Annotated in this window: 23 protein-coding genes; 13 read left to right on the top strand and 10 right to left on the bottom strand. The window is 64.1% G+C overall.

The genetic code is table 11. The features are described 5' to 3' along the window. Positions 1-7 precede the first annotated feature (7 nt). The 4 genes from C7451_RS06895 to C7451_RS06880 form a co-directional block, all read right to left on the bottom strand. On the bottom strand, positions 8-679 hold the full coding sequence (locus C7451_RS06895) for a hypothetical protein (protein ID WP_244181688.1): 672 nt from the start codon (positions 677-679) through the stop codon (positions 8-10). Positions 680-696: 17 nt separating this feature from the next. Beyond that, complete coding sequence (locus tag C7451_RS06890) at positions 697-1,686, bottom strand: sterol desaturase family protein (RefSeq protein WP_110298210.1); 990 nt, start codon at positions 1,684-1,686, stop codon at positions 697-699. A 154-nt stretch (positions 1,687-1,840) separates the two neighbouring features. After that, positions 1,841-2,722, bottom strand: coding sequence for an MBL fold metallo-hydrolase (locus C7451_RS06885; protein ID WP_244181687.1), 882 nt, complete (start codon positions 2,720-2,722; stop codon positions 1,841-1,843). Between the two features lie 56 nt (positions 2,723-2,778). Continuing rightward, positions 2,779-5,232 carry a TonB-dependent receptor gene (locus C7451_RS06880; RefSeq protein WP_425266465.1) on the bottom strand — a complete coding sequence of 818 codons (2,454 nt, stop codon included), beginning with the start codon at positions 5,230-5,232 and terminating at the stop codon, positions 2,779-2,781. 739 nt (positions 5,233-5,971) lie between these two features. Here C7451_RS06880 and C7451_RS06875 point away from each other — a divergent pair. The 9 genes from C7451_RS06875 to C7451_RS06835 are packed head-to-tail and all read left to right on the top strand — an operon-like array spanning position 5,972 to position 16,960. Beyond that, positions 5,972-7,063, top strand: a complete 1,092-nt coding sequence (locus C7451_RS06875) for a putative urea ABC transporter substrate-binding protein (RefSeq protein WP_208625151.1) — start codon at positions 5,972-5,974, stop codon at positions 7,061-7,063. Between the two features lie 26 nt (positions 7,064-7,089). Beyond that, positions 7,090-7,905 carry an ABC transporter permease gene (locus tag C7451_RS06870; protein ID WP_110298207.1) on the top strand — a complete coding sequence of 272 codons (816 nt, stop codon included), beginning with the start codon at positions 7,090-7,092 and terminating at the stop codon, positions 7,903-7,905. Further along, positions 7,902-8,696, top strand: a complete 795-nt coding sequence (locus C7451_RS06865; protein ID WP_110298206.1) for an ABC transporter ATP-binding protein — start codon at positions 7,902-7,904, stop codon at positions 8,694-8,696. The genes C7451_RS06870 and C7451_RS06865 overlap by 4 nt, the downstream gene beginning before the upstream one ends. Continuing rightward, positions 8,696-9,172, top strand: coding sequence for a CopG family ribbon-helix-helix protein (locus tag C7451_RS06860; protein ID WP_060980054.1), 477 nt, complete (start codon positions 8,696-8,698; stop codon positions 9,170-9,172). The genes C7451_RS06865 and C7451_RS06860 overlap by 1 nt, the downstream gene beginning before the upstream one ends. After that, positions 9,169-9,993 carry an urea amidolyase associated protein UAAP1 gene (locus tag C7451_RS06855; protein WP_110298205.1) on the top strand — a complete coding sequence of 275 codons (825 nt, stop codon included), beginning with the start codon at positions 9,169-9,171 and terminating at the stop codon, positions 9,991-9,993. The genes C7451_RS06860 and C7451_RS06855 overlap by 4 nt, the downstream gene beginning before the upstream one ends. A gap of 18 nt (positions 9,994-10,011) precedes the next feature. Next, positions 10,012-10,647, top strand: coding sequence for an urea amidolyase associated protein UAAP2 (locus tag C7451_RS06850; RefSeq protein WP_110298204.1), 636 nt, complete (start codon positions 10,012-10,014; stop codon positions 10,645-10,647). Further along, entirely contained in the window at positions 10,644-14,237 is a 3,594-nt protein-coding gene (gene uca, locus C7451_RS06845; protein ID WP_110298203.1) for an urea carboxylase, read from the top strand. The genes C7451_RS06850 and uca overlap by 4 nt, the downstream gene beginning before the upstream one ends. Further along, positions 14,234-16,003 carry an allophanate hydrolase gene (gene atzF, locus C7451_RS06840; protein ID WP_110298202.1) on the top strand — a complete coding sequence of 590 codons (1,770 nt, stop codon included), beginning with the start codon at positions 14,234-14,236 and terminating at the stop codon, positions 16,001-16,003. The genes uca and atzF overlap by 4 nt, the downstream gene beginning before the upstream one ends. 27 nt (positions 16,004-16,030) lie before the next feature. Continuing rightward, the gene (locus tag C7451_RS06835; RefSeq protein WP_110298201.1) at positions 16,031-16,960 is read left to right on the top strand and encodes a Vgb family protein; all 930 of its coding nucleotides are present in this window, start codon (positions 16,031-16,033) and stop codon (positions 16,958-16,960) included. A gap of 61 nt (positions 16,961-17,021) precedes the next feature. Here the strand turns inward: C7451_RS06835 and C7451_RS06830 are convergent, their stop codons facing one another. The 5 genes from C7451_RS06830 to C7451_RS06810 all read right to left on the bottom strand — a co-directional run bounded on the left by C7451_RS06830 (position 17,022) and on the right by C7451_RS06810 (position 21,349). Next, the gene (locus C7451_RS06830) at positions 17,022-17,357 is read right to left on the bottom strand and encodes a UrcA family protein (RefSeq protein ID WP_110298200.1); all 336 of its coding nucleotides are present in this window, start codon (positions 17,355-17,357) and stop codon (positions 17,022-17,024) included. A 124-nt stretch (positions 17,358-17,481) separates the two neighbouring features. Beyond that, entirely contained in the window at positions 17,482-17,838 is a 357-nt protein-coding gene (locus C7451_RS06825) for a hypothetical protein (RefSeq protein ID WP_110298280.1), read from the bottom strand. A gap of 17 nt (positions 17,839-17,855) precedes the next feature. Next, positions 17,856-19,433: a tetratricopeptide repeat-containing sulfotransferase family protein gene (locus C7451_RS06820; RefSeq protein ID WP_110298199.1), complete on the bottom strand. Its 1,578-nt coding sequence runs from the start codon at positions 19,431-19,433 to the stop codon at positions 17,856-17,858. After that, the gene (locus C7451_RS06815; RefSeq protein ID WP_110298198.1) at positions 19,430-20,323 is read right to left on the bottom strand and encodes a sterol desaturase family protein; all 894 of its coding nucleotides are present in this window, start codon (positions 20,321-20,323) and stop codon (positions 19,430-19,432) included. The genes C7451_RS06820 and C7451_RS06815 overlap by 4 nt, the downstream gene beginning before the upstream one ends. A gap of 87 nt (positions 20,324-20,410) precedes the next feature. Next, entirely contained in the window at positions 20,411-21,349 is a 939-nt protein-coding gene (locus C7451_RS06810) for a LysR family transcriptional regulator (protein WP_110298279.1), read from the bottom strand. Between the two features lie 236 nt (positions 21,350-21,585). Here C7451_RS06810 and C7451_RS06805 point away from each other — a divergent pair, with 236 nt between their 5' ends. Further along, a complete protein-coding gene (locus C7451_RS06805; protein WP_110298278.1) occupies positions 21,586-22,056 on the top strand; it encodes a DUF2269 family protein in 471 nt (156 codons plus the stop codon). A 52-nt stretch (positions 22,057-22,108) separates the two neighbouring features. On the opposite strand, the gene C7451_RS06800 is transcribed toward C7451_RS06805, so the two are convergent. After that, positions 22,109-22,552: a MarR family winged helix-turn-helix transcriptional regulator gene (locus C7451_RS06800; protein ID WP_110298197.1), complete on the bottom strand. Its 444-nt coding sequence runs from the start codon at positions 22,550-22,552 to the stop codon at positions 22,109-22,111. Positions 22,553-22,627: 75 nt separating this feature from the next. On the opposite strand from C7451_RS06800, the gene C7451_RS06795 reads away from it, so the two are divergent. The 3 genes from C7451_RS06795 to C7451_RS06785 all read left to right on the top strand — a co-directional run bounded on the left by C7451_RS06795 (position 22,628) and on the right by C7451_RS06785 (position 26,421). Beyond that, positions 22,628-24,073 (top strand): aldehyde dehydrogenase, encoded by a 1,446-nt coding sequence (locus C7451_RS06795; RefSeq protein ID WP_110298277.1) that lies wholly within the window; start codon positions 22,628-22,630, stop codon positions 24,071-24,073. 91 nt (positions 24,074-24,164) lie between these two features. Continuing rightward, complete coding sequence (locus C7451_RS06790) at positions 24,165-25,001, top strand: p-hydroxycinnamoyl CoA hydratase/lyase (protein ID WP_110298196.1); 837 nt, start codon at positions 24,165-24,167, stop codon at positions 24,999-25,001. 106 nt (positions 25,002-25,107) lie between these two features. Then, positions 25,108-26,421: an MFS transporter gene (locus C7451_RS06785; RefSeq protein ID WP_244181686.1), complete on the top strand. Its 1,314-nt coding sequence runs from the start codon at positions 25,108-25,110 to the stop codon at positions 26,419-26,421. Positions 26,422-26,431 lie beyond the last annotated feature (10 nt).

Below are 26,431 nucleotides of genomic sequence, written 5' to 3'. Positions count from 1 at the left end.
CTCCAGGTCAGCCTTCAGCCAGGCTTCGCAGGAAGCGCTTGCGGATCAGCCGGTCTTCGAGGATGCGGCCGATGATGTAGAGCAGCGCGAACAGACCGGCAAAGACATAGGCAGAGGTCGGCGAATAGCGGTTCTTCTTGCCTTCCTCCTTCTTCTTGTCCTTCTCGTCCTTTTTCGGCTTTTCCGGGGCAGGCGCGCCAAGCATCTGGTCGATCCAGTGCAATTCGCGAACCTTTTCCTTCTCTTCTTTCTTCTTCTTGTCCGCCTGTTCGGTTTCCGGGCCGACGAGCATGCCGACACCGACGATGATCTGGCCGAAGGCCACGAACAGCAGAGGGGCAAGGAAACAGAAAAGGAGCGACCTGCTGGTCATCCAGTAGCGCAGGATGCCGCCATCGGGGCGCTGCTCGACGCGCAACTCGCCGGCATCGTAGATCGACATCCTGTCCTGGGCGATCGGGTCCTTCTTGGTGAAGCTGAGGCTTCCCGCTGCCTGATCGAAGCTGGTGCCGGGCTCGCGAAAAAAGGGTTCGAGCCGTGCAAAGGCCTCGTCGGCGCTCTGACCGGCAGGGAGCGTCAGTTCGCCCCGCACGGTCCAGATCCAGTCAATCAGCCGCATCCAGCTGCGTCCGTCGCCGGTCGGCGCGACCCCGGGCATCATGTCACCTGCGCCCTTCATGCTTTGGGCCTGGCCGGTCATTCTGCGGGCACCGCATGGGTCTCGTCGGACTTGCCGAGCTTTTCCTTCATCGTCTTCCAGCCCTCGGTGAAGGGGAAGAGCATTTGCTCGCGGATCGACATGCGGCGGCCGCCTTCCATGCCCAGCAGTTCCGCCTCGCCGTCGACACAGGTGCCGAAGATGCGGTCGATGAAGATAAAATTGCTGGCATAGTTGCTGCGCGTCGCCTCGAAATCCTGCGAATGGTGCAGGCTGTGATGCTCGGTCGTGTTGAACAGGAAGCGCCACCAGGCCGGGGTGTTGAAGCGCACGTTAATGTGCTGATAGACGCCAATGGACATGCCGATCGCACCCGCCAGCAGGGCGGCACGGGGCAAAAAGTCGAAGAGCCCGCCGATGCCGAGGCCGATCAGGAACAGCTCGACCGGGTTGCCGACCGCACCCTTGTTGATGTTCAGCTGGGTGATGTAGTGGTGTACCGAATGGGTGAGCCAGAGCGGGTACCAGTTGTGCATCCCGCGGTGCATCCAGTACTGCCCAAAATCGAAGATGAACAGGATCAGGAAGGCCTGGACCAGCAGCGGCAGGCCGGTAAACCACGAAAACTTGTCCCAGTCGAAGCTGGCGAGCAGGTTTTCGATCAGCACGTCGCTGCCGATGAAATTGTCGACAAGATTGAGGATGGTATAACCGAGGCCGACATAGAACAGATCGGTCACGCATTCCTTCCAGGTCAGTTCCCAGCTCTTGAAGCGCGGATTGACCCATTCCAGCGCGAGCAGGAAGGCGCGGAAGGCAATGCCGATGCCGATGGCAGTCGAGGCCTTGGCGATCGAATTGGGCGCATAGTACCAGAATGCGATCATCGCGAAGAGCACGGCCGGCTGGAACCAGGTGAAGAACAGCCGCTTGAAAGGCCCGCCTTCGACCTTGGGCACATTTTCCCAGCCGATGGTTACCGGCGATTGCGCTCCGATGATGCGGTTGCCGACGCGGACTCCGTTCATGGCTTATCTACTCGCAAGCTGGTCTCGGCGCCCTGATGCACAGCAGCGCAGGCGGCGAAACGGTTGAGGTTCGCAGTGGTCGAAAGGTTGAGGAAACCGGCCCATCATACCAGACGGCAATGAGAAATGGTCGGCATAGACATGATCTATGCGGTCATTCATCGCGCGGCTCCACCGGGACGATGATGAAGCGGTCGTGCACCTGATTCTGCCCTGGAGTGTCGAGCCTGGCTTTCAGCCCCTCGCGCAGTTCGGAAATGGCGGAGGCGGGAAGCTCCAGCGGGTGCTCGTCGGGATGCGTCAGGGCTTCATGGGGATAGTCGCGGCCCGGCGTGTGCGTCATTTCGACATGCGCGCCCAGCACCGCGCGGATCGGGTGGGTGCGAGCAAAGGCGGCCAGGCGGTCGATGCTTGCGCGATTGTCGGCCAGAAAGTTGACGGGAATGTAGAGCCGCCCCGGATAGAGCGTATCGCCCGACAGCAGGATCTTGAGCCGCGGGTCATAGACCATGATCGCGGCGGCCTGATGACCCGGTGTCGGGATCACGGAAAGGGCCCTGCCGCCGAGATCAAATGTTGCTACATCGCCCGGCCAGGGATCGATGCCGAAAAAGGCCGCGACATCGGCCGGTTTCAATCCGACCAGCACGGTATCGGGCCGGTCACGAAACGCGGCGTCGCTCGCGATATGGTCGCCATGCGCGTGGCTGTGCGCGACGACGAGCGGGATCGAAGTGCGCCCATGCGCGGCGAGCCATTCGGCGATCACCCGGTCGACCACCGGACGGATGACCCCACCTTCCGCACCGGTATCGATCAGCAGCGCCCTGTCGCGCCCAAACAGCAGATAAAGGAATGGAGCCTCGAAATTGGTGGCGACCGACTGACGGATGACGAAGGTGTCGGCATCGAGCTCCTGGACCTGTGCGACCGGTTCCGCCCCGTCAGCGCCGTTGATCCATCGTTCGGCGAACAGGCGGGGCAGGGCATCCGTTCCGGCTCCCGCTGGCGGGATGCCGATCAGACACCCCGCCATAAGGATCGCCGAGCAAAACCTGACGGGCAATTTCAGGCTTCGCAACGCCGACATGGTCAGAAACTGTATCGAGCTTCGATGCCGATCACCCGGGGCGTCAGCACCGAGCGCCCGTAATAGCGCGAAATGACGCCGCCGTTCACGAAGCCGAAGCGGCTGCGATCGTTGCTGATGCCCGTCACCGCATATTGGTTGGTGATGTTGTTGGCGAACAGCGAGACTTCGTAACTGTTCCCCAGCCGGTAGGTGATCGCAGCGCGATGGGTCAGATAGTCGGGCAGCGTCTCACCGAAGCCGCGATTGCCGACCCGGCTCAGGATGTTGCCGGTATAGGTGGCGGTCCAGTTGAGATTGAGCTCGCCATTGTCGCCGACCGGCACCCGGTAATCTGCCGCCAGCGACCCGCTGTGCTTGGCCGAACCGGGCAGCCGGTCGCCGTCAAAGACGCCGACGCGAACGAACTTGGGCCGGGCCCGCTCGTTCTGGCTGGCGCGGATCTGCAACAGGCTGGGAACGTCGGAGGTCAGCTGCGCATCGAGGTAGGAATAGTTGCCGCGCAGCGAGAATTCTGGCGTGATCTGGGCCGTGAACGAGTAGTCAAGCCCCCGGTTGCGCGCTGTACCGCCGTTGGTGAGGATGCCGATGCCACCGAATTGGGTTGCGCTGGCCAGCTGGATGCCATCCCAGTTTACCTGGAAGATCGACAGGTTCATGTTCAGCTTGTTGTCGAAGAACCCGGCGCGCACGCCCAGTTCGAAATTCTCGGTCTCGTCGGGTCCGTAGAACAGTTCTTCCGGAAGTGCGCAGATATTCTGCTGGTTGAGATTGAGCGGCAGCACACACGGCGCCGCGCCGGTATTGGCACCGCCGATCCGGTATCCGGTGCTGTACGTCAGATAGACCAGGGTGCTGTCGGTGATCTTGTAGGATGTGTTGGCCTTGTAGACAAAGCCCGAGGCGCTCGCGGTTCCGCTGCTGGACGGGATGTCGTCATCGCTGGCCACCGGACCGTCGAAATAGGGCAGGGTCGAACCGCCGATGCGGTCGAGATCATAGCCATAATAGCGAAGGCCTCCGGTAATCTGCCATTCGGGTGTGACCTTGAAGGTCACCTCGCCGAACACGGCGCGCTCCTTGACGGTGCTCCGGCCGAATGACGCGTATTCGTTGTCGTCGGCATTGGGGATGACGCCAAAGGCCTGTCCTGTCGGCGAGGCAGCAAAGCCGGGAATGAACTCGCGATAGCTGTTGCGGGTCTTCAGCTCGTTGTAGAAACCACCGAGCACCCAACTGAACGGTCCGCCATGCGTGGAAACCAGGCGCAGTTCCTGGTTGAACTGCGTTGTCCGGGCGCGCGACCGGGTAAAGCCGGTAAAGGCCGGGAAGCCTTCATAACCGTAATCGAGGTCGAGCAGCAGATCGGTCACGTCGACCGAGCCCTTGTTGGTCGTCTTGGTATAGCCCGATGACGAGACGAGCTGGGCAATCTCGCCAAGCTGGGCTTCGACCTCAAGGCTGACCAGATGGGCGCGCCGGGTGGTCGGCTCGAGCACGCGCCACGGCCCTTCATAGCGTCCCTCGCCCAGCACGCCGCCGCCATTGGCCTGGCGACCATCGGTGCGAACCTCCTGAAAGGCATAGGTCAGATAGGCGTTCAGATTTTCGAGCGTGAGACCAAGCTGGTTGCGCGTCGTGAACGTCTTGCCGAAGTTCACATCCTTCTGACGGCGGAGGTTGGCAGCGCGCTGGGCCGGCGTACCGAGCGGGTTGGATGCAGGCCCGGGCTGCGGCAGCGAAACCCCGATCTGCTGCACCGTGAAGGGATAGTCGATAAAGCCGGGATCATAGAAATATCCGGTCGCGCTGCGGAAGGCGAGCCGGTCGCTGATGATCGGCAGGTTGATCGTCGCGTCGATGACATGCCCGATGTCCTGGCTCTGCTCCATGGCAAAGGCGCGCACATGGGCGCTGCCGCTGACCTTGGTCGAATCCGGACGGGCAGGGATGTAGCGCAGCGCGCCAGCCAGTGTCCCCAGGCCGTACAGGGTGCCCTGCGGTCCCAGCAGGACCTCGACGCGCTCCATGTCGATCAGCTTGAAGTCGAAATAGAGCGGAACTTCGCCGAGATAGATGCCGATGGCGTTGTTGCTGTTATCAGCAAAGGTGCTGGAATCGTCTGCGGAAAGGCCACGCATCACGATCGTCCCTGCGCCGCGCGGGCCCGTGTCGGTGATGGTGATCCCGGGCGTGAATGCGCCCAGATCGCGAATGTCGTTGAGACGCTGGTCGGCAAGCTGCTCGGCGCCGATCGCGGAAATGTTGATCGGCACATCCTGGAGCGAAGTTGCGCGGCGGGTCGCGGTGACGACGATGACATTGCTGCCGCTTTCCTGCTCGGAATCCTGCGCGGCATCGCCTCCGGCATCCTGCGCGAAGGCCGGGGCAGTGCCCATGCCCATCAACATGGTGGCGCCCAGCAAGGTGGCGCGGAACAGTTTCTTCGTCATCATCAGACCCCCAATTCTTGGTGAGCCTTTTCAAATGACACCCATCTCCCCTGGTGTTCTGGCCATGCCGACACCTTGATCGCCGGTTTTCCGGCCTGTTCTCCCTGAACAGCCCCGCACGCGCCGCATCGGGTGCGCGCGGGCTGTTGCCCGTCGCGCGGCGGTGATGCCTGCGGGATGAAAGATCGTGCAGTGCAGGGTCGTGTTGCCGCCTGCGCAGTGCGCAGCGCCTAGCCAAGAATTCAAACAGGCAGGCTTTCGGTTCACGAACTCTCGCTCTGACGAAATTAAAGTGCGCCGCTGCCGGTCTGGCAGCAACATCCATTACGGTATGGATATTACGGATTGCGTCAAGCGTAATAATTTTGCACTTGCTCAGTATGAACGGAAATCATGCTGCATTGCAAAATATCCAGCAATTCTGGCAGGTTGAGCTTGTTCGGCACGGCACTGTGTCCAGGTGAGAAATCCTCAGCTTGTTGTGCCGCAACATCGCGTCGAGTCGCCGACCCCGGGGTTCGGCACGATTGGTCCACGAATCACCCGAGCCCAGCATGCGCGATAATGTGAAGGAATTTCAGGGGCTTGATGAAAGTTGAGCGATCGACGCTCCCAAGGCGATGAGGCTGTGGCGAGATTCCTGCTATGCGTGGCGTTATTACTTTTTTTGACCTTCGTAATATTTTTTGGTGGACAAGGCTGTCCCTCGTGGTGATGCTGCACTGCGAAAGGGGATCGAATCATGACGAGGCTGTTGCACAGGCTTTCCGCCCTTATGGCCACCCTTCTGGCAATGATAGGCGCTCTTGCGCTCGGCGCCTGCTCCGGTTCCCCCGAACCTGCCAAGCCCAAGACCGAGTTCAATATCGGTTGGTCGATCTATGCGGGATGGATGCCCTGGCCCTATGCGCAGCAGGCGGGCATCGTGAAGAAATGGGCCGACAAATACGGCATCCAGATCAACTTCGTGCAGGTCAACGACTATGTCGAGTCGGTCAACCAGTACACGGCGGGCAAGTTCGACGGGGTCACCGTCGCGAATATGGACGCGCTGACCATTCCTGCGGCGGGCGGCAAGGATACCACTGCAGTCATCATCGGCGATTATTCCAACGGCAATGATGGCGTGCTGCTGAAAGGCGCAAACAGCCTTGCCGCGATCAAGGGCCGCCAGGTCTATCTCGTCGAACTGTCGGTCTCGCATTATCTGCTGACGCGCGCCCTCGAAAAGGCGGGGCTCAAGTCTACCGACGTGAAGACGGTCAACACCTCGGATGCGGATATCGTCGCAGCCTTTGGCGCGGCGGATGTCAACGCCGCCGTCGCATGGAACCCGCAGCTGTCGGTGATGAAGGGCGAGCCGGGCGTCGCCCAGGTGTTCAGCTCTGCCGATATTCCCGGCGAGATCCTCGACCTGATGGTGGTCGACACCGCGACGCTCAAGGCCAATCCTAATTTGGGCAAGGCGCTCGCGGGCATCTGGTACGAGACGGTGGCGCTGATGCAGCGCGATGACGCCGAAGGAAAGGCCGCGCGCGCCGCGATGGCCACGCTCTCGGGCGCGACGCCGGAGATGTTCGACAGCCAGCTCAAGACGACGTTCCTGTACGCCGATCCCAAGGCGGCGGTCGCGGCGGCGACTTCACCTTCTCTGGTGACGACGATGACCCAGGTACGCGATTTCAGCTTCTCCAAGGGCCTGTTCAAGGGCGCGAGCAGCGCAGATGCGGTGGGTATCGCCTTTCCCGGCGGCAAGGTGCTCGGCGATCCGGCGCGTGTGACGCTGCGCTTCGACGACACGTTCATGAAGCTCGCCGCCGACGGCAAGCTGTAAGCGCGGATCGGGGCTGGGGAGCAACCATGCGCTGGGTCAACCGACATCCGAAAAAGGGCGAACGCATCCTGCTCGGCGCGCTGCCGGTGGCGGTGCTGCTGATCGCCTATCTGATCGTCGCGGCGCAGCGCCATGCCGACAATCCGTTCGACAAGATCCTGCCGCTGCCCGGGGCGATGGGGCAGGCGATGTCGGCGCTGATGTTTCAGGCGGATCAGCTCACCGGGCAGGTCACTTTCTGGGCTGACACGCTGGCGAGCCTGTATCGCCTGGGCCTGGGGCTGGGCATTGCGACGCTGACCGCGCTGGTCGTCAGCCTGGTGCTGGGCGTGCTGCCGCCGGTGCGCGCCACTTTCGGCCCGCTGGTCACAGGAATCGCGGTCATCCCGCCGATCGCGCTGCTGCCGATCCTGTTCATCGCGCTGGGGCTGGGCGAAACCGCCAAGGTCGCGCTGATCGCGATCGGGGTGGCGCCGGTGATGATCCGCGACATCGCCGCCTATATCGCGGCCTTGCCCGCCGAACAGGTGATCAAGGCGCAGACATTGGGCGCAAGTTCCTGGCAGATCATGATCCGCGTCGCGCTGCCGCAGGCGATGCCACGGCTGATCCATGCCGTCCGGCTGGCATTGGGACCGGCGTGGGTGTTCCTGATCTCGGCCGAGGCGATCGCGGCGGATGTGGGGCTGGGCTACCGCATCTTCCTGGTCCGCCGCTATCTCTCTATGGACGTGATCCTGCCTTATGTCGCCTGGATCGCGCTGCTCGCGATTCTCATGGACTGGGCGCTGGCGCTGACCAGCCGCAAGGCGTTCCCCTGGGCGGAAGGGCAGGGCCGATGAGCGCTGCACCGATCCTCAGCCTGCAGAATGTCTGGGTCGAATATGGCGACAAGATCGTGCTGGAAAAGGTCGATCTCGATATCCTGCCCGGCTCGTTCGTGTCGATTGTCGGCCCGTCGGGCGCGGGCAAGTCGAGCCTGCTCCGCGTCATTCTGGGGCAGGAACGCCCGACGCGCGGCGTGATCGAACTCGACGGCCAGCCGCTTGCGCCCGAATGCGGACCGGATCGCGGGGTGGTGTTCCAGCGCTATTCGGTGTTTCCGCACCTATCCGCGCTGGGCAATGTGATGTTCGGGCTGGAATGCGAACAGGCACCCTTCAGCGCAAGGCTGTTCGGCGGAGCGCGCAAGGCGGCACGCGACCGGGCCGAGGCGATGCTCGTCGCGGTGGGGCTGGCCGACAGCATGCACCAGTATCCTGCGCAGCTCTCCGGCGGCATGCAGCAGCGGCTCGCCATCGCGCAGGCGCTGATCAAGCGGCCACGCATCCTGCTGCTCGACGAACCCTTCGGCGCGCTCGATCCCGGCATCCGCGCCGACATGCACGTGCTGATCCAGCAGCTGTGGAGCGATTATGCGCTCACCATCATCATGGTGACGCACGACATTCGAGAGGCGTTCACGCTGGGCACGCGTGTGCTTGCGCTCGACAAGCGCCGGCACGATCCGCACGCGCCGCACCGCTTCGGCGCGACGGCCGTCTACGATCTGACACTGAACAAGAAGAGCAACCCGGAAGCCCCGGAAAAACCGGCGGTTCTGGAGATTGCCAAGACCCAGGAGAACGCATGATGGGAACCGAACCGACCAGCGTCGCACGATTGTCGATGAGCCTGCCGAGCGAGCTGTTCCGCCAGCTCGACATGATGGTCGAGGAACGCGGGCTGCCCTCGCGCTCGCAGCTGATCGCCGAGCTGATCCGCCATGCGCTCGCCGCGCACGAGGCGACGACGCGGCCCGACGAGATGCTCGCGGGCACGCTGACCATCGTCTATCGCGGCGACCGCGGCCGGGTGCGCCATCAGCTGGCGCAGACCCAGGCCGAATATCTGAAGGAGGTCATCTCCTCGCAGCACGTGTTCCTTGAGGACGACCAGTCGCTCGAGGTGCTGCTGGTCCAGGGGCCTGCCGTCCGCCTCAACGAGCTATGCGATGCGCTGCGCCGGGTGCGCGGCGTGCACCAGCTGCAACTCGTCACCACCACCGCCCTGCTGCCGCCGCTCTATGAGCCGGATGCGGGCGAACATGCCAAGGGAGCCGCTGCATGACCGCAGTCCTGAGCGATCCGTCCGCCGCCCGCGCCCATGCGCGGAGCATGGCCGGGACGAAAGTAGAATCGATGCCGGTGCTGCCGCCCGTCGCCGACGATCTGCCCGAGGGCGTCGCGAGCGAAGACCTGCTCTGGGAAGAGACCATCGCGCCGGGCGGCTATGCCACGCGCAAGCTCGCGCGCGGTGCGCGGCTTCGACTGATCGACCTTAAGGGCGATGCCTGTGCCGGGCTGCAACTGTTCAACGCCGAAATGCCGACCGAGCGGCTGAATGTGGCGGACACGGTCAAGGTGCAGTGGAACGCCTATTTGGGCGAGGGAAAGCTGCTGCTTTCGGACATGGGCCGGGTGCTGGCGAGCATCGTCGGGGATAGCGCAGGCACGCACGATGCCTTTTGCGGCACTTCCAACGCTCAGACCAATGCCAATAAGTACGGAGAGGGTGCGAACTACAGCCCCTATCCCAATGGTCGTGAACGGTTTTTGCTGGGCGCCGCCAAGCACGGGCTGGGGCGGCGCGATGTGCATCCGTGCATCAACCTGTTCAAGGGCGCGACCATCGCCGAGGATGGCAGCATCGTGCCACAGGTCGGACCGTTCGAGGGCGGGCGCAGCGTCACTCTGCGCGCGGAGATGGATCTGATCGTCGTGATCGCCAACGTCCCGCACGTGCTCGACCCGCGCCCGGAATATACCGTCACGCCGCTGCGCGTCACCGCCTGGCGCGGGGCGATCACGCCCGAAGCCGACCCCATTCGCAATGCGACGCCAGAGGGCCAGCGCGGCTTTCTGAACGTCGAAGACTATTTCCGTCGCTGATCGCAGGAGTTTGCCCGAATGAGCGCCGATCCCCATATCGCTGGCCTGTCCGGCTCCATCGTTCACGATGAGATCGTGCCTGCGCGCGCGCCCTGGCTGCACCATATCGCCGCCGGGCAGACGCTGCGCATCGTCGATCTGGAAGGCAACCAGGCGGTCGATTTCCTGCTCTATTCCACCGCCGACGATGCCGAACGCTACAGCGCGCAGGATACGGTGGCCGCGCAGGGCAACCTGTTCCTGCGGAAAGGTAGCGTGCTGCGCTCCAACGAGGGGCGAGCGATGATGAAGATTGTCGGCACCGCAGTCGATTATCACGACACGATCGGCGGTGCGTGCTCGTGTGAATCCAACACTTTGCGCTATGGTCATCACACCAAGTCCGAACATGCCTGTGTCGAGAATTTCCTGGAGGCAAACCTGATCGAGGGGCGCGGCAAGCGCGACATCGTCTCGAACATCAACTTCTTCATGAACGTTCCGGTGGAAGCCGACGGCTCGCTCGGCATTGTCGATGGTATCAGCGCGCCGGGCCTGACGGTCGATCTGCGCGCCGAGATGGACGTGACCGTGGTCGTTTCCAACTGTCCGCAGATCAACAACCCCTGCAACGGCTTCAACCCCACGCCTGTGCGCATGATCGTCACCGCATGAGCTACGACACCGTTCTCATCGCCAATCGCGGCGCCATCGCGACGCGGATCATCCGGACGCTGCGCAAGATGGGGCTTCGCTCGGTCGCGGTCTATTCGGAGGCCGACGAGGATTCGCTGCATGTGGCGCTCGCCGATGAGGCGGTGTGCATCGGCCCGGCACGGGCGAGCGAGAGCTATCTCAACGTTGCCGCCATTCTCGACGCCGCCAAGGCGACCGGGGCAGGGGCGATCCATCCGGGCTATGGCTTTCTCGCCGAAAATGCCGAGTTTGCGGAAAGCTGCGCGGTGGCGGGGATCGTGTTCATAGGGCCCGATCCCGACAATATCCGCACCTTCGGTCTCAAGCATAGCGCGCGCGCGCTCGCCGCGGCGCACGATGTGCCGCTCGCGCCCGGCACCGACCTGCTGACCGACGAGGCCGAAGCGGTCGAGGCGGCCGAGCGCATCGGCTTTCCGGTCATGCTAAAGGCCACGGCGGGCGGCGGCGGCATCGGTATGCGCGTGTGCGAGACTGCCGACGACGTGCGCGAAGGCTTTGCCACGGTGGCGCGGCTCGGTCAGGGCAATTTCGGCGATTCCGGGGTATTCCTCGAGCGTTTCATCCGCCGCGCCCGGCATATCGAGGTGCAGATTTTCGGCGATGGCGAGGGCCGCGTCGTGGCGCTGGGCGAACGTGACTGCTCGCTGCAGCGGCGCAACCAGAAGGTCGTGGAGGAAGCGCCCGCGCCATTGCTGCCCGATTCCATCCGCGCCGAACTTTACGCCGCCGCGATCCGGCTGGGCGAAGCAGCGCGCTATCGCTCGGCAGGGACAGTGGAATTCCTCTACGATGCCGAGCGCAAGGAGTTCTTTTTCCTGGAAATGAACACCCGGCTTCAGGTCGAACATGGCGTCACCGAAGAGGTGTTCGGCATCGATCTGGTCGAATGGATGGTGCGCGGCGGGCAGGGCGATTTTGCGTTTCTGGGCAGCGCGCCGACCGCGCCCAGGGGCCATTCGGTGCAGGTGCGGCTCTATGCCGAGGATCCTGCGCAGGATTACCGTCCGACCTCGGGCACGCTGACCTCGGTGCGCTTCCCGGAAGACATCCGCACGGAAACCTGGGTGATGGCGGGCAGCACGGTGAGCAGCTGGTACGATCCGATGCTCGCCAAGCTGATCGTGCATGCCGAGACGCGCGAACTTGCGGTCGCCGCGATGCAGACCGCGCTCGACCAGTCACGCGTCGACGGTATCGAGAGCAACCTGCGCTGGCTGCGCGAGGTGGTGCGCGCGCCGGCCTTCGTTACTGGCGAGGTCTCGACGCGCGCGCTCGAAAGCGTGGCCTATTTTCCGCAGAGCATCCAGGTGGTGAGCGGCGGCACCGCTACCAGCGTGCAGGACTGGCCGGGGCGGCAGAAGCTCTGGGCGGTCGGCGTGCCGCCCTCGGGGCCGATGGACGACCAGTCGTTCCGGCTGGGCAACCGGCTGCTCGGCAATCCCGAAGGTACGTCCGGGCTCGAACTGACGCTGACCGGCCCGACGCTCCTGTTCAACGCCGATGCGCGCATTTGCCTGATGGGCGCGGATTTTGGTGCGACGATTGATGGCGCTCCGGTGGCGCGCGGTGCGCCGGTGGATGTCGCGGCAGGCCAGACGCTGAGCCTGGGTCGCGCGACAGGCGGGGGGCTGCGCGGCTATATCCTGTTTGCAGGCGGGCTCGATATCGCGCCCTATCTCGGCAGCACCAGCACGTTCGAACTGGGCCAGTTCGGCGGCCATGCCGCGCGGCGGCTGCTCGCGGGCGATACGCTGCATCTGGCGCACGGGCCGACGACCGAGCCGCTGGCGCAAGTCGCGCTGCCCGAGATCGGCAGCGAATGGACGCTGCGCGTGCTCTATGGCCCGCACGGAGCGCCCGATTTCTTCACGCCCGAAGATATCGACACGCTGATCACTGCCGACTGGCAGGTGCATTACAATTCGAACCGCACCGGTGTGCGCCTGATCGGTCCCAAGCCGCAATGGGCGCGCAAGGATGGCGGCGAGGCGGGGCTGCACCCGTCGAACATCCACGACAATCCCTATGCCATCGGCGCGGTCGATTTCACCGGCGACATGCCGATCATCCTGGGGCCGGATGGGCCTTCGCTCGGCGGCTTCGTCTGCCCGTTCGTGGTGATCGCGGCGGACCGCTGGAAGATCGGGCAGCTCGCGCCCGGTGACAAATTGCGCTTTGTCCCCGTCAACGCGCACGATGCCTTTGCTGCAGACAGCCTGCAGCGGCGGCTGGTGGCGACCGGCGAGGGGCATATGCAGAGCCCTGCGCGTCCGATCGAGACACTTTCGCCGATCCTGGGCATCATCGCTGAAGGACCGAGCCGCCCGCGCACCGTCTATCGCCAGCAGGGCGACCGCAACATCCTGGTCGAATATGGTCCGATCGTGCTCGATATCGAGCTGCGCATCCGGGTGCAGGCGCTGCTGACCGAGCTCGAGCGCATGGCGCTGCCCGGCGTGATCGACATCGTGCCCGGCATCCGCTCGCTGCAGTTCCATTTCGACGGCAGCACGATGAACCAGGCCGCAGCGCTCGCCGCGCTGATGGCAGCCGAAGAGCGGCTCGGCGATCTCGAGGATTTCACCATCCCCTCGCGCATCGTGCATCTGCCGTTGAGCTGGCGCGACCCGGCGACGATCGAGACGATAGAGAAATATATGGGCACGGTGCGCGACGATGCGCCCTGGTGCCCCGACAATATCGAATTCATCCGCCGCATCAACGGCTTGCCCGATGCGGCAGCGGTCGAGAATCTGATCTTCGAGACCAACTATCTCGTGCTGGGTCTGGGCGATGTCTATCTGGGTGCGCCGGTTGCGACCCCGGTCGATCCGCGCCACCGGCTGGTGACAACCAAGTACAATCCGGCGCGCACCTGGACCCCGCCCAATGTCGTCGGGATCGGCGGCGCGTACATGTGCATCTACGGCATGGAGGGGCCGGGCGGCTATCAGCTGTTCGGGCGCACGATCCAGGTGTGGAACACCTATCGCCAGACCGAGGCTTTCACCGAGGGCAAGCCTTGGCTGCTGCGCTTTTTCGACCAGATCCGCTTCTATCCGGTCAGCGCCGAGGAACTGGCCGAATGGCGGCGCGATTTCCCGAGTGGCAGGCGGTCGATCCGCATCGAGCCGTCCGAATTCCGCCTCGCCGATTATCGCGCCTTCCTTGCTGACAATGCCGAATCCATCGCCGCCTATGAGGCCAGCCGCCAAGCCGCGTTCGATGCCGAGCGCGCCGAATGGCAGCGTCTGGGCGAGTTCGACCGGCTCGATCCGGCGGATGCGCCGGTTGCCGAAAGCGCAGCGGTGGAAGTGCCCGAAGGCGCGGACCTGATCGAGACGCCGTTCGGCGGCAGCGTCTGGAAGATGCTGGTCAATGTCGGCGACGAGGTCGCGGCGGGCGATGCCATTGCGATCATCGAGGCGATGAAGATGGAATGCCGCGTCGACAGCCCCGGTGCAGGCACGGTCGCGGCGCTCTATGCCAAGGAGCGGCAATCAGTGCAGCCTGGCGAGCCGATCCTGGCGCTGACGAGGCACGCATGAGCGCAGCCTTTCGCCTCAGCGCTGCGGGCATCGCAGCGGCGGTGCGGACCGGCCAGAGCAGCGCGGTGGCCGAGGCCGAAGCCGCGCTCAGGCGGATCGCGGCCTATGATGCGGTTCAGCCGCAAATCTGGATCAGCCGCGCGTCGCCCGAAGCCCTTCTGGAGGCTGCGCAGGCAATCGATGCGCGGGTCGCGGCGGGGGAGCATCTGCCGCTCGCCGGCGTGCCGTTCGCGGTGAAGGACAATATCGATGTTGCCGGCTTTCAGACCACGGCGGCATGCCCGGCCTTCGCCTATGCACCGGAAGCCTCGGCCAGCGTCGTCGAGAAGCTGCTGGCGGCGGGTGCGTTGTGCGTCGGCAAGACCAATCTCGACCAGTTCGCCACCGGCCTGAACGGCACGCGCAGCCCCTATGGCGCGCCGCGCAACGCGCATAACCTGGCCTATGTCAGCGGCGGGTCAAGCTCGGGTTCGGCGAGCGCCGTGGCTGCGGGGCTGGTCGCCTTTGCGCTGGGCACTGACACCGCAGGCTCGGGGCGCGTGCCTGCGGCCTTCCAGCATCTGATCGGGTTCAAGCCCAGCAAGGGGCGGTGGAGCAACCGGGGGCTGGTGCCGGCCTGCCGCACGCTCGACTGCATCACGGTGTTCACCGACGATAGCGCCGATGCGCGGCTGATCGATTCCATCGTCGCGGGGTTCGATGCGGCTGACGCCTATTCCAAACCGCTCGCCGATCAGCCGCGTGGCCATCGCACCATCGGCGTGCTGCGGCGCGACCAGCGGATGTTCTTCGGCGATGTCGAAGCGGAATATCTCTACGACAAGGCGCTGGAGGTGCTCGCGGGCCTGGGGACCGTGGTCGAGATCGATTACGCTCCGCTGCAGGAAGCAGCACAGCTGCTCTATGGCGGCCCCTGGGTGGCGGAACGGACTGCCGCGCTGGCCGACCTGCTCGTCAGCAACCCGGATGCCATCGACCCCACCGTGCGCGAGATCGTCGCGGCAGGGCTGGAGACAAAAGCGGTCGATCTGTTCAAAGGCATTTACAGGCTCGCCGAGCTCAAGCGTCATGCCGACCAACTCTGGGAGAGCATCGACGTGATGGCCTTCCCGACTGCGGGAACGACCTATCGCGTGAGCGAGATGCTCGCCGCACCGATCGCGCTCAACAGCGCGCTCGGCTTCTACACCAATTTCGTCAACCTGCTCGATATGGCCGCGCTCGCCGTGCCTGCTGGGGCGCGCGGCAACGGCACTGGCTTTGGTATCACGCTGATCGGCCCGGCGGATACCGACCGCGCGCTGCTCGACACGGCCGACGCCTATCTTGCCGCGGCGTCGCTTCCATCCCCACCCCCGCTTGATCTGGAGGGCAAAATGCAGACCGTGAAACTCGCCGTCGTCGGCGCGCATCTGAAGGACATGCCGCTGCACTGGCAACTCACCTCGCGTGATGCGAAGTTCGTCGGCGCGTTCGAGACTGCGCCGGAATACCGGCTCTATGCGATTGCCAATAGCGTTCCGCCCAAGCCTGCCTTGGTGCACACGGGCGAGGGGGCGTCGATTGCGGTCGAGGTGTACGAACTGGGCGTGGCCGAGTTCGGCAGCTTCACCGTCGAGGTGCCGCCGCCGCTGGCGATCGGCACGGTGACGCTGGCCGACGGCTCCAGCGTCAAGGGTTTCGTTGCCGAACCGCGCGCGCTCGAGGGCGCGGAGGACATCACGCATCTGGGCGGCTGGCGCGCCTATATCGCGCAAATGGCCTGAACTGAACGCAGAAGGGAAGGGCTGAATATGACCAAGTTCCGCAAGACTGCCGCTGCCGTGGCCGCAGGTTTCTCCGCGCTGATTGTCACGCCGGCGTCGGCCGAACAGGTGATCGACGTGCCGGGCTTTGCCGATTTTCTCGCGGTGGAAGGCGACGGCGTCTGGGCGACCAACGCGGGCCGGGTCGAGCGCTGGTCACGCAGCGGCAAGCAGGCGGCGGTCGAGATGGCGCGGCCCTGCGGCGCGATGGCGATCCATGCCGGGAGCCTGTGGGTTGCCGATTGCAAGGAAAACGCGCTCGTCCGCATCAATACGGCCAAGGCCGAAAAGGTCGCCACGATTGCCACCGGCATCGCCAATCCCAAGGGAGAGCTGAACGTGGTGGCGGGCGCAGGCTCGATCTGGGTGGCGAGCGACAACAAGGGTGTGGTGTCGCGCATCGATCCGGCGACCAATAGAGTCATTGCGACCATCGCCGTGACGCCGGGGACGCATTACCTCACCTCCGGGTTCGACGCCGTCTGGGCGATCAGCAGCGAAGGCAGGACCGTGCAGCGGATCGACCCTGCCACCAATGCCGTGACAAAGACGATTGCCATGGGCAAATCGCCGGCCTTTTCGGCGGCGGGCGAGGGTGCGATCTGGGTGCAGGAACAGGGTGATGGCACGGTAGCTCGGATCGACCCTTCGACTGGCGAGGTGACCGGGCGCGCCAAGGTGGGCAAGGTGCTGGCCTATGGCGATATCGATACCGGAAAAGGCATGGTGTGGCTTCGCACCACAGAGGACCAGACCTTTGTCGCGATCGATCCCGAAAGCCTCGCGGTCGTCGCGCGGATGGGCAAGGCGGAGGGCAGCGGCGCGCTGCGCTATGCCAGCGGTGGTCTGTGGACTTCGGCGCATGATGTGCACACGCTGACCTGGTGGCCAGAACCGATCCTGGCTCCGGCGCAATGACCTTTCCGCGACCGGGCGTTCCCTCAAGAGGTTTGGCCGGTCGCGGATCAGGTCAAGAGCATCAACGCAGCGAGGCCAGCCTTTTGCCCGATGCGGTATCTGCGCGAGCGAGACGCTGTTCGATCTGGGCACGCACATCGGAAGCAACCGACGCACGGCATTCCTGCGCCTTGGCTTGGGCTGCGAGATGCACGCTCGACAGGCGATCGCCGCACACGGTGCGGGCGGCCTGATCGACGCGGATGGCAAGGCGCTGCTGACCGTCAGCGGTCGACAGGTCGAGATCCTGGAGATTCAGGACAGCCTTGTCCTTGGCAAAGGGGTTTTCGGTAGCGGCAGCGCCGGTGGCGGACAGCGCAAGGGTGACAGTGGCAAGCGCCACGAGCCGGATTTTCATGGGTCTTCTCCTGCAACGGACGGGTGCAGCTCTGCGGCCGCTGGGGCTGATATAGCCCTGCGGGAGAAAACTTTCAATATATAACCCAATCTTGTACTTTTATTACTTTGCGTTGCCTCCGTTATTACTTGACCGAGACCACCAGCATCGCGAGGTCCCCGCGGGTGCCCAGCATGCCGACCGGCAATCGCGCGATATGCTCTTCATTTTCCACCGAAACTGTCACGTTGCGGTCAAAGGGTGCGGCCCAGCGCCGCACCTCGCTCACCGGTATGCGCGCCTTCCAGAAACGGCGTCCGGTGGTTGGCACTTCATGGCCATTGATACTGATCGGAGCGTCGATGCTTGCGCGCCGGCCCGAAACCTGCAGGCAGCTTTCGACTCCGCATTCGACCAGCCTGGTGCGCGGCAATGGTTCCGCCTGGGCCAGCGCCGGTACGGCAGCCAGCGCAGTTGCGGCAATCAGGGTCAGGCGCATCATCGGCAGTGCACTCCTCATCATCCGGCATCGATGCCGTGCTGTTCGAAAAACCAGGCGACCGGGGCCAGTACATCGGCATGGCGCTTCCAGCGGGCGACCGAATCGCCATAGATCGGTCGCCGCACCTGCGCGGCGCTGGGCGTCGACACGGGCGCGCTGTTGGTATGGAAGGACAGGCAATCGTCCGACCAGCCGAGCCCGGCATGGTCGAGCAGGCGGTGGGTCTGGCCCTGCTGATCGGCCACCAGATCCTCATAGCGCATTTGCAGCACGCGGCCCGGTAGCGCTTCGGCCCAGAAGCGCATCAGCCGATCGAACCGTACGTAATAGGCGGCGATGTCGAGCAGGTCGTAGCTGTAATCGTAATAGCGGGAACTGACCGCGAAAAGATTGCGGAAGTTGCTCAGCACCGTATCCATCGGGTGGCGGCGCAGGCAGATGATCCGGGCCTTCGGCAGTGCCCGTGCGATGAAGCCAACATACTGGAAATTGCCGGGAAACTTGTCGATGAAGCGAAGCTCGGGGTTGCGCCGATGGTGTCTTGCGCGCTCCAGATAATCGTGGCCAATCGCACCCATATCGGTGCAGGCGGCGGCTGCGACCGTTTCCGGGTCGAGCACATTGCGGCTGCGGGTTGCCGCAGCGCGCTTCACGGCGAGCGGCATCGCCTGCAGTTCGCCAGCGCTTTCCACAGCGGGATGCGAGGAGAGAATGCGATCAACCAGGGTCGTGCCGGTACGCGGCATCCCGATGATGAAGATCGGTGCGTCGGCAGCCGTATCGGTCTGCGGCGCTGCCTTCACGCCGTCCCAGGCCGCCTCGATCGCGTCGAAATTGGCAGCATCGCGATCAAATTCGTAATCGAGCGCGCGGCGATGTTCGCCATTGGCTTCGCACAATATGTCCAGCGCGCGCTCGGGTTCGCCGATGTCTTCGAGTTCCTTGGCCAGCGCATAGCCCAGAAGCAGGCGATCGCGGCCTTCGCGCGCCCGCGCATAGGTCTGGCCCAGCCTGGCAACATGATTGCTGGCTGCGCTCTGCTTGCGCAGGCTGGCGAGCAGATGATGCGCGCGCGCCTGATCGGGCGCCATCGCGATCAACGTTTCCAGCTGCTGCTCCGCCTCGTCGATCTGGCCCAGGAAGTTGAGCGTGACGGCAAGGTTGTAGCGAAACTCGCCGTCGTCGGGCTCGATCCGCACGGCCCCGCGGAAATGGGCGAGGGCGGCATGATGGTTGCCAAGCCGCGCATAAACACAGCCCATGGTGTCCCGGCTGAGCGCATCTGCGGGTAGCGCTGTTTCGGCCTGTTCCAGCACGACGGCGGCATCGCCCTCACGCCGGACCATCGCATAGAGCTTGGCGAGCTGTGCGCGATATTCGCCTCTCGCATCGAGCGCCACCGCGCGCTCGAGGCTGGCGATGGCCTGCACGACCTGGCCTGCGCTCGATAGAACCGCGCCGAGCAGAAAATGGCCCTCGGCATCGCGCGGGTTGTCACTGATCAGCGATGCCGCCAGCCGGTGCGTCGTCTCGAGGTCGCCGAGCGACAGGGCCTCGCGCGCTGCGTCGATCCGCCGGGTTCGCAGGCCGATCATGCCGGGGCGCTGCTCCCGCCATTGCCGTCTCGACGCGCCTTGAAGCGATCAAGCAGCGGCACGAAGGGGAAGATCGTCTGTTCCCAGATTGTCAGCCGCTTGCGATCGTCCTGACCCACCAGCACACCTTCGCCTTCCTTGTACGTGCCGAAGATGCGATCGAGCAGGATCAGCGAATTGCCGTAATTGCAGCGGGTTGCCTCGTAGTCGGTCGAATGGTGCAGGCTGTGGTGGCGGATGGTGGTGAAGAAGAACGAATACCAGATCGGCGGATCGGCCTTCACATTGGCGTGCGCGAAGGTGGAAATGACATTGAGCGTGTTGAGCCCGGCAAACAGCGCTGTCATCTCGAAGTCGAAAAAGGCGAGGACGCTCAGACTGATGAGGAACAGCTCGATCGGGTTGCCGACATAGCCCTTGGCAGCGTTGAGCTGGGTGATGTGATGATGCGGCGCATGGGTCAGCCAGAACGGCGTCACATTGTGCATCAGCCGGTGCATCCAGTACTGGCCGAATTCCAGGATGACGACGACCATGATCACCTGCACCAGCCACGGCACCTGTGCCATCCAGGCGGTGCTGACGCCCAGCCAGTCCTTGAGTGCGAGCAGCGGATCCTCGGCCAGTGTCTTGCTGAGCCAGGCGATGACGGTCGAGCTCAGCACGACATAGAACAGGTCGGTGCGAAACTCCTGCCAGTTCATCCGCCAGCCTGCATGCCGTTCATGCGCGAATTCGAGCAGGAGCACGGTCAGGGTGATGGCAGAAGACGTCACGATCAGCATCCAGGGAATGCTTGTCAGTTCCTTCGGCGCAAAGGCCCAGAAAAGCAGGACCAGCGCGATCATGGCAGGCGGGATGTGATCGAAAATCGTCTTCTTGAGGGTCATCACGCAGCTCCGGATCCTGCCGGAAGTCTGCGCTGCACTGCATCATGGGGGGAGGCGCAAAAAAATGATGAAAGTCATAGACTGGAGCTATGCCTCGCGCATGGCCCTGACCCGTCGGAAAACCTCGTCCCAGAACAGCTGGGTGGCCGTGTCGCGCGCCGGATCGGTGCGGGCGAGCAGGTAGATGTCATAGGCGGGCTCGATATCGGCATAGAGCATCGGCCAGAGCCGACCCTTGGCAACATCTTCCTCGGCCGCGAGGACCGGGAGAAAACCGATGCCGACACCAAGCCGGATCAGCCGCTGCGCCTCGTTGATGTCTTCAGCCATTCCGCTGACCTTGGTTCCCAGCCCGTTGCGGCGCCGCAGATGCGTGATGAGTTCGATCTCGTCGTCACCCGTCAGCACGAAATGGTCGTCGCGCAGTTCGTTGAGACGACTGAACCGATGGCCGAAATGCGGACTGGAGCGCGAGCAGTAAAGCTGCTGGCGTTCGACGAGCAGCGGTTCGTACATTAGCCCGCCGCGCACGCTGGCATCATAGCTGACCCCGATCTCGACCTCACCCTGTTCGAGAGCATCAAGCACCTGGCGCCAGGGCGACACGCGGATCTCGATATGGATGTCCGGGTTGCGGCGATGGAAGCTGGCTATCGCCTCGTCGAATTCGGGCGAGATCAGCCCGGAGACGATCTGGATGCGGACGAAACCTTCGACGCGCTTGGTCGCCTGAGCGATCTGGTGCGGCATCATCCGGGCGGATTCGAGCATGTCCTCGCACAAGGCCATCATCGCCTTGCCTGCTGCGGTCATCTCCACCCCGGTGGCGGTGCGAATCAGAAGCGTCGTGCCGACATGCTCCTCGAGCCGCTTCAATGCGGCACTGATGCTCGGCTGCTGGCGATTGAGCTTGCGCGCGGCGGCGCCGATGCCGCCTGCCCGGACGATGTCGACAAAGGTGCGCAACAGGTTCCAGTCGACCCGGCTGGCGAACTTGCGGTCAATCAACGGTTCCCGATCGGGCATGGCAGGCTTCCCCATGGTGTCGGGTGCATATCATAGGCCAGAATGATGCCCGAAGCGCAACCAATCAATTCTGGTCTATGAGGCTGGGGAGCTCATGCGCCTGGCCAACGGGGCGTACAAGCGGGCTCGCAATGGCCAAGGGCGTTGCGAAGGCTTGAAAAAGTGGCAGACATGCGCGCCGCCTTCAGTCTATCGTGCCCAGGGGGCTGACGGGGTCAGCCATGCAGGGCGGGGCCATGACGACATTTGCGATCTACAAATTTGCCCATGTGCTCGGCATCATCCTGCTGCTCGGCAACATCACGGTGACTGCGGTCTGGAAGGTCTTTGCCGACCGGACCCGCGATGCGTCGATCATCGGCTTCGGCCAGCGCATGGTCACCGGCACCGATTTCGGCCTCACCGTACCCGGCATCGTGCTGACGATCATCGGCGGCTATGGCGCGATGTACGAGGCGCGCTATGATTTTCCCGGCCCGGCATGGCTTTTGTGGAGCCAGATCTGCTTTGTCGCGGCGGGCGTGATCTGGCTGGGCCTGCTGATTCCGATCCAGGTGCGCCAGGCGCGCATGGCAAGAGCCTTTGAGCATGGCGCACCAGTGCCCGAAGGCTATCGCGCGCTGGCCCGGCAATGGCTGGTCTGGGGCCTGATCGCGACGGTGCCTCTGGTCGCGGCGCTCTATTTCATGCTGGACAAGCCCGGCTGAGTTCCGGTCCGCGAGCACGCCTCGCCGATCCGCGCCCAGCTATTGCCCGTGTTCAGCCATGTGTGCGGATCTGGCGCAGGGCATCCAGCAGCTGCGAAGCGATCGTCTCGTCGAACAGCGACCGGAAACCCTGTTCATGCGTGTCGATGGCCCGGCGCGCATCGCAGGCCAGCGCTTCTCCTGCCGGAGACAGGAACAGGGCCTGGGAGCGGCCGTCAACCGGGGCGCGGTAGATCAGATCGCGCCGGGCAAGGCCCGCAATCAACGGCACCATGTTCGCCCGCTTGATGGCGAGCAGCCTTCCGATATCGCTCTGGGTGCAGCCCGGGGATGACTCGATGACCAGCAGGATCGAGGCCTCGACCGGCCGCAGGCCCGTCTCGCGCAGCGAGTTGGCAAGATCCGCCATCATCACGCTCGAGGCCCGGCGCAGCTGATAGCCGAGCAAATCATCAAGCGGATCTTGCAGTTCGGCGGGTGGATCGTTTTTGGCCATAACCGGCTTTACCCCGATTGCATCGCCTCGCCAACATTGATATGTCGCATATCAATCAACGAGAGGATGACCGGAATGTTCAGGACATTTTTGTCGATCGGCGGAAAGGACATCGAAGCTGCAAGCTGGTTCGATCGGATCGATCCGTTGACGGGCGATCCCGCCACCCGGGCCGCAGCGGCGACCCCGTCCGAGGCGGTCGCGGCTGCCGAGGCTGCCGAAGCCGCGCTTCCGGGCTGGTCGGCACTGGGGCCCGGCGCAAGGCGTACCGCGCTCAACCGGGCGGCTGACGTAATGGTCGAACGCAGGGACGAGTTCGTTGCCGCCATGCAGGCCGAAACCGGCGCAACGGCCGCCTGGGCGGGCTTCAACCATATGCTGGCGGTCAACATGGTGCGCGAAGCTGCCGCCATGACGACGCAGATCGGCGGCGAGGTGATCCCTTCCGACAAGCCGGGCTGTCTGGCCATGGCAGTGCGCGAGCCTGCCGGGGTCGTGCTGGGCATTGCGCCGTGGAATGCGCCGATCATCCTGGGTGTCCGTGCCATTGCCATGCCGCTCGCCTGTGGCAACACGGTGGTGCTCAAGGCATCGGAACAATGCCCCGAAACGCACGCGCTGATTGCGCGCTGTTTCGTCGAGGCAGGGCTTGGCGGCGGTATCGTCAACCTGATCACCAACGCACCGCAGGATGCGGGCGAGGTGGTCGGCGCGCTGATCGATCATCCGGCGGTGCGCCGCATCAATTTTACCGGCTCGACCGCCGTGGGCCGGATCATTGCGCGCCGCGCCGCCGAACATCTGAAACCCTGCCTGCTCGAACTGGGTGGCAAGGCACCGCTGCTCGTGCTCGAGGATGCCGATCTGGACGAGGCGGTCAAGGCCGCGGCGTTTGGCGCGTTCATGAACCAGGGGCAGATCTGCATGTCGACCGAGCGCATCATCGTGGTCGATGCGGTGGCAGATGCCTTTGTGAGCAAGTTCGGAGCGAAGGTGGCGACGCTGGGTGTCGGCGATCCGCGCGAGGGCAAGGCGGCGCTGGGAGCGGTGATCGACCGCAAGACCGTCGAGCATGTCGATGGGCTGGTCCATGACGCGCTGATGGCAGGCGCGGTGCTGGCCTGTGGTGGCGAGGCACAGGGCGTGCTGATGCCGGCGCATGTGATCGATCGCGTCACGCCCGACATGCGGCTGTTCCGCGAGGAAAGCTTCGGGCCGGTCGTCGCGGTGGTCCGTGCTGCCGACGAGGCCGAGGCGATCGCGCTGGCCAACGATACCGAATACGGCCTGTCCGCGTCGGTCTTCACGCGCGACATTGCGCGCGGGCTCAAGGTTGCGAGGGCGATCAGGTCGGGCATATGCCATGTGAACGGCCCCACCGTGCACGACGAGGCGCAGATGCCCTTCGGCGGGGTCAAGGCCTCGGGCTATGGCCGGTTCGGCGGCAAGGCCGGCATCGACGCATTCACCGAATTGCGCTGGATCACGGTCGAGACCGAACCCGGCCATTATCCGATCTGATCCGCCGCCAGCACATCCTCGCAGCACGGCAAGGGCGCAAGCGCCGCTTTGCAAGTTTCGTCCAGACATTTCCGAGAAAGGCTTCTGACCGATGACCGACCGTACCGAACAAGAGACCGTCGCCTTTATGGTGACCGACCGCATCGCCTGGGTGAAGTTCAACCGTCCCGAAAAGCGCAACTGCATGAGCCCGCGGCTCAACCGTCAGATGGGCCGGGTGCTCGATGAACTGGAGTTTCGCGATGACGTCGGCGTTGTCGTGCTGACGGGCGAAGGCAGCAGCTGGTCGGCGGGCATGGACCTGAAGGAATATTTCCGCGAGACCGAGGCGCAGGGGCTGTGCGCCACGCGGCAGGCCCAGCGTGAGGCCTATGGCTGGTGGCGGCGGCTGCGCTGGTTTCAGAAGCCGACGATCGCGATGGTCAACGGCTGGTGCTTTGGCGGTGGCTATGGTCCGCTGTTCGGCTGCGACCTGGCCTTTGCTGCGGACGAGGCCACTTTCGGTCTGTCAGAGATCAACTGGGGCATCCTTCCCGGTGGCGGCGCTTCCAAGGTCGCGACCGAGCTGATGCCGTTCCGCAAGGCGATGTACCATGCGATGATGGGCGAGAATATCGACGGCAAGACGGCCGCCGAATGGGGGCTGGTCAATGAATCGCTGCCGCTTGCCGAGTTGCCCGCACGGGTGGAGCAGGTCGCGAAGGTACTGCTGGAAAAGAATCCGGCGGCGCTCAAGGCTACCAAGGATGCGATCCGGCGCGTTCGCGAGATGACCTATGACAATGCCGAGGATTTCCTGATCCGGGCGCAGGAGGCTGCCAACAGCTTCGACAATGACGGACGCAAGGAAGGCATCAAGCAGTTCATCGATGACAAGAGCTACAAGCCGGGGCTCGGCGCCTATGCCGTGAACAAGCAGTCTGGCTGAAGCGCACGCAATGTTCCCTACTGCATGACCGCGACGCACCGGTTCCCCCCGCAGGCCTGATGGCCCGCGGCAAGGAGGGATGGGCGAGAGGAAGAGGAATTCGGCATTGGATCAGCAAGATAGTCAGGCCCAGGATCCGGCAGCCATCGTCGATGCCGGGCCGATGTCGCGGTTTCAATGGTCGATCATTGCGGCGATGGTGGCGCTCAACGCGCTCGATGGCTTTGATGTCATGTCGATCAGCTTTGCCGCTCCGGGAATTGCTGCCGACTGGCAGATCGATCGCGCCGTGCTGGGGCTGGTGCTGTCGATGGAACTGGTCGGGATGGCGATCGGATCGCTGACCCTTGGGCGTCTCGCCGATACGGCGGGACGGCGCAACACCATCCTGTTGTGCCTGTCGCTGATGACCGGGGGCATGATCGGTGCGGCGAGCGCGGGCGGGGTTACGGCGCTGTCGATCTGGCGGGTGCTGACCGGGCTCGGCATTGGCGGCATGCTGGCAGCCATCAACGCGGCGGCGGCTGAAGCTGCCAATGCGCGCTATCGTCCGCTGGCCGTGGTGCTGATGGCCGGCGGCTATCCGGTCGGCACGGTGCTTGGCGGACTGGTTGCCGCTCAGCTTCTGGAGCAGTTCGACTGGCGGTCGATCTTCCTCTTCGGTGCGGCCTGGTCGGGGCTGATGATCGCCATTACCTGGTGGCGGGTGCCCGAATCGATCGCCTTTCTCGCCAGCCGCCAGCCAGAAGGCGCTCTCCAGCGCATCAACCGGACGCTTGCCGCGATGGGCCATCGCCCGGTGGCAGGGCTTGACAGATCGGGCGGCACTTCGGGCAAGGTCCCGCTCGCGCGCCTGTTTGCACCCCAATGGCTTGCGGTCACAGCAGCCATGACAATCGCCTATCTGGGGCACATCATGACCTTCTATTTCGTGATGAAATGGATCCCCAAGATTGTCGCCGACATGGGCTATCCGCCGCCCGAGGCCGCAGGCGTGCTTGTCTGGGCCAGTGTAGGCGGCGCAAGCGGCGCACTGATCTTCGGGCTTCTGACCCTGCGCCTGCCGGTACGCGGCCTGACCATCGGCACAATGTCACTATCCACCGTCCTCGTCGTTCTCTTCGGTCTCGGCCAGAGCGATCTGGCGCGGCTCTCCCTGGTGGCTGCAGCCGCCGGGTTCGTCACCAATGCCGGGGTCGTGGGGCTGTATGCGCTGGTGGCGACAAGTTTTCCTGTGGCGTTGCGCGCTTCTGCAACGGGTTTTGTCATCGGCGTGGGCCGCGGAGGCTCCGCACTGGCGCCTGCGCTGGCCGGAATGCTGTTTGCGGCAGGCTATGGCTTGCCGATGGTCGCGCTGCTGATGAGCCTGGGTTCCATCATCGCTGCAGCGGCACTCCTGGTTCGCGGCCAGGTGCGCTGACATCCGCGGC

Source organism: Blastomonas natatoria (genome assembly GCF_003201955.1).
In the GTDB taxonomy this organism is placed as follows: domain Bacteria; phylum Pseudomonadota; class Alphaproteobacteria; order Sphingomonadales; family Sphingomonadaceae; genus Blastomonas; species Blastomonas natatoria.
This window is presented reverse-complemented; position numbering and strand designations above follow the sequence as displayed.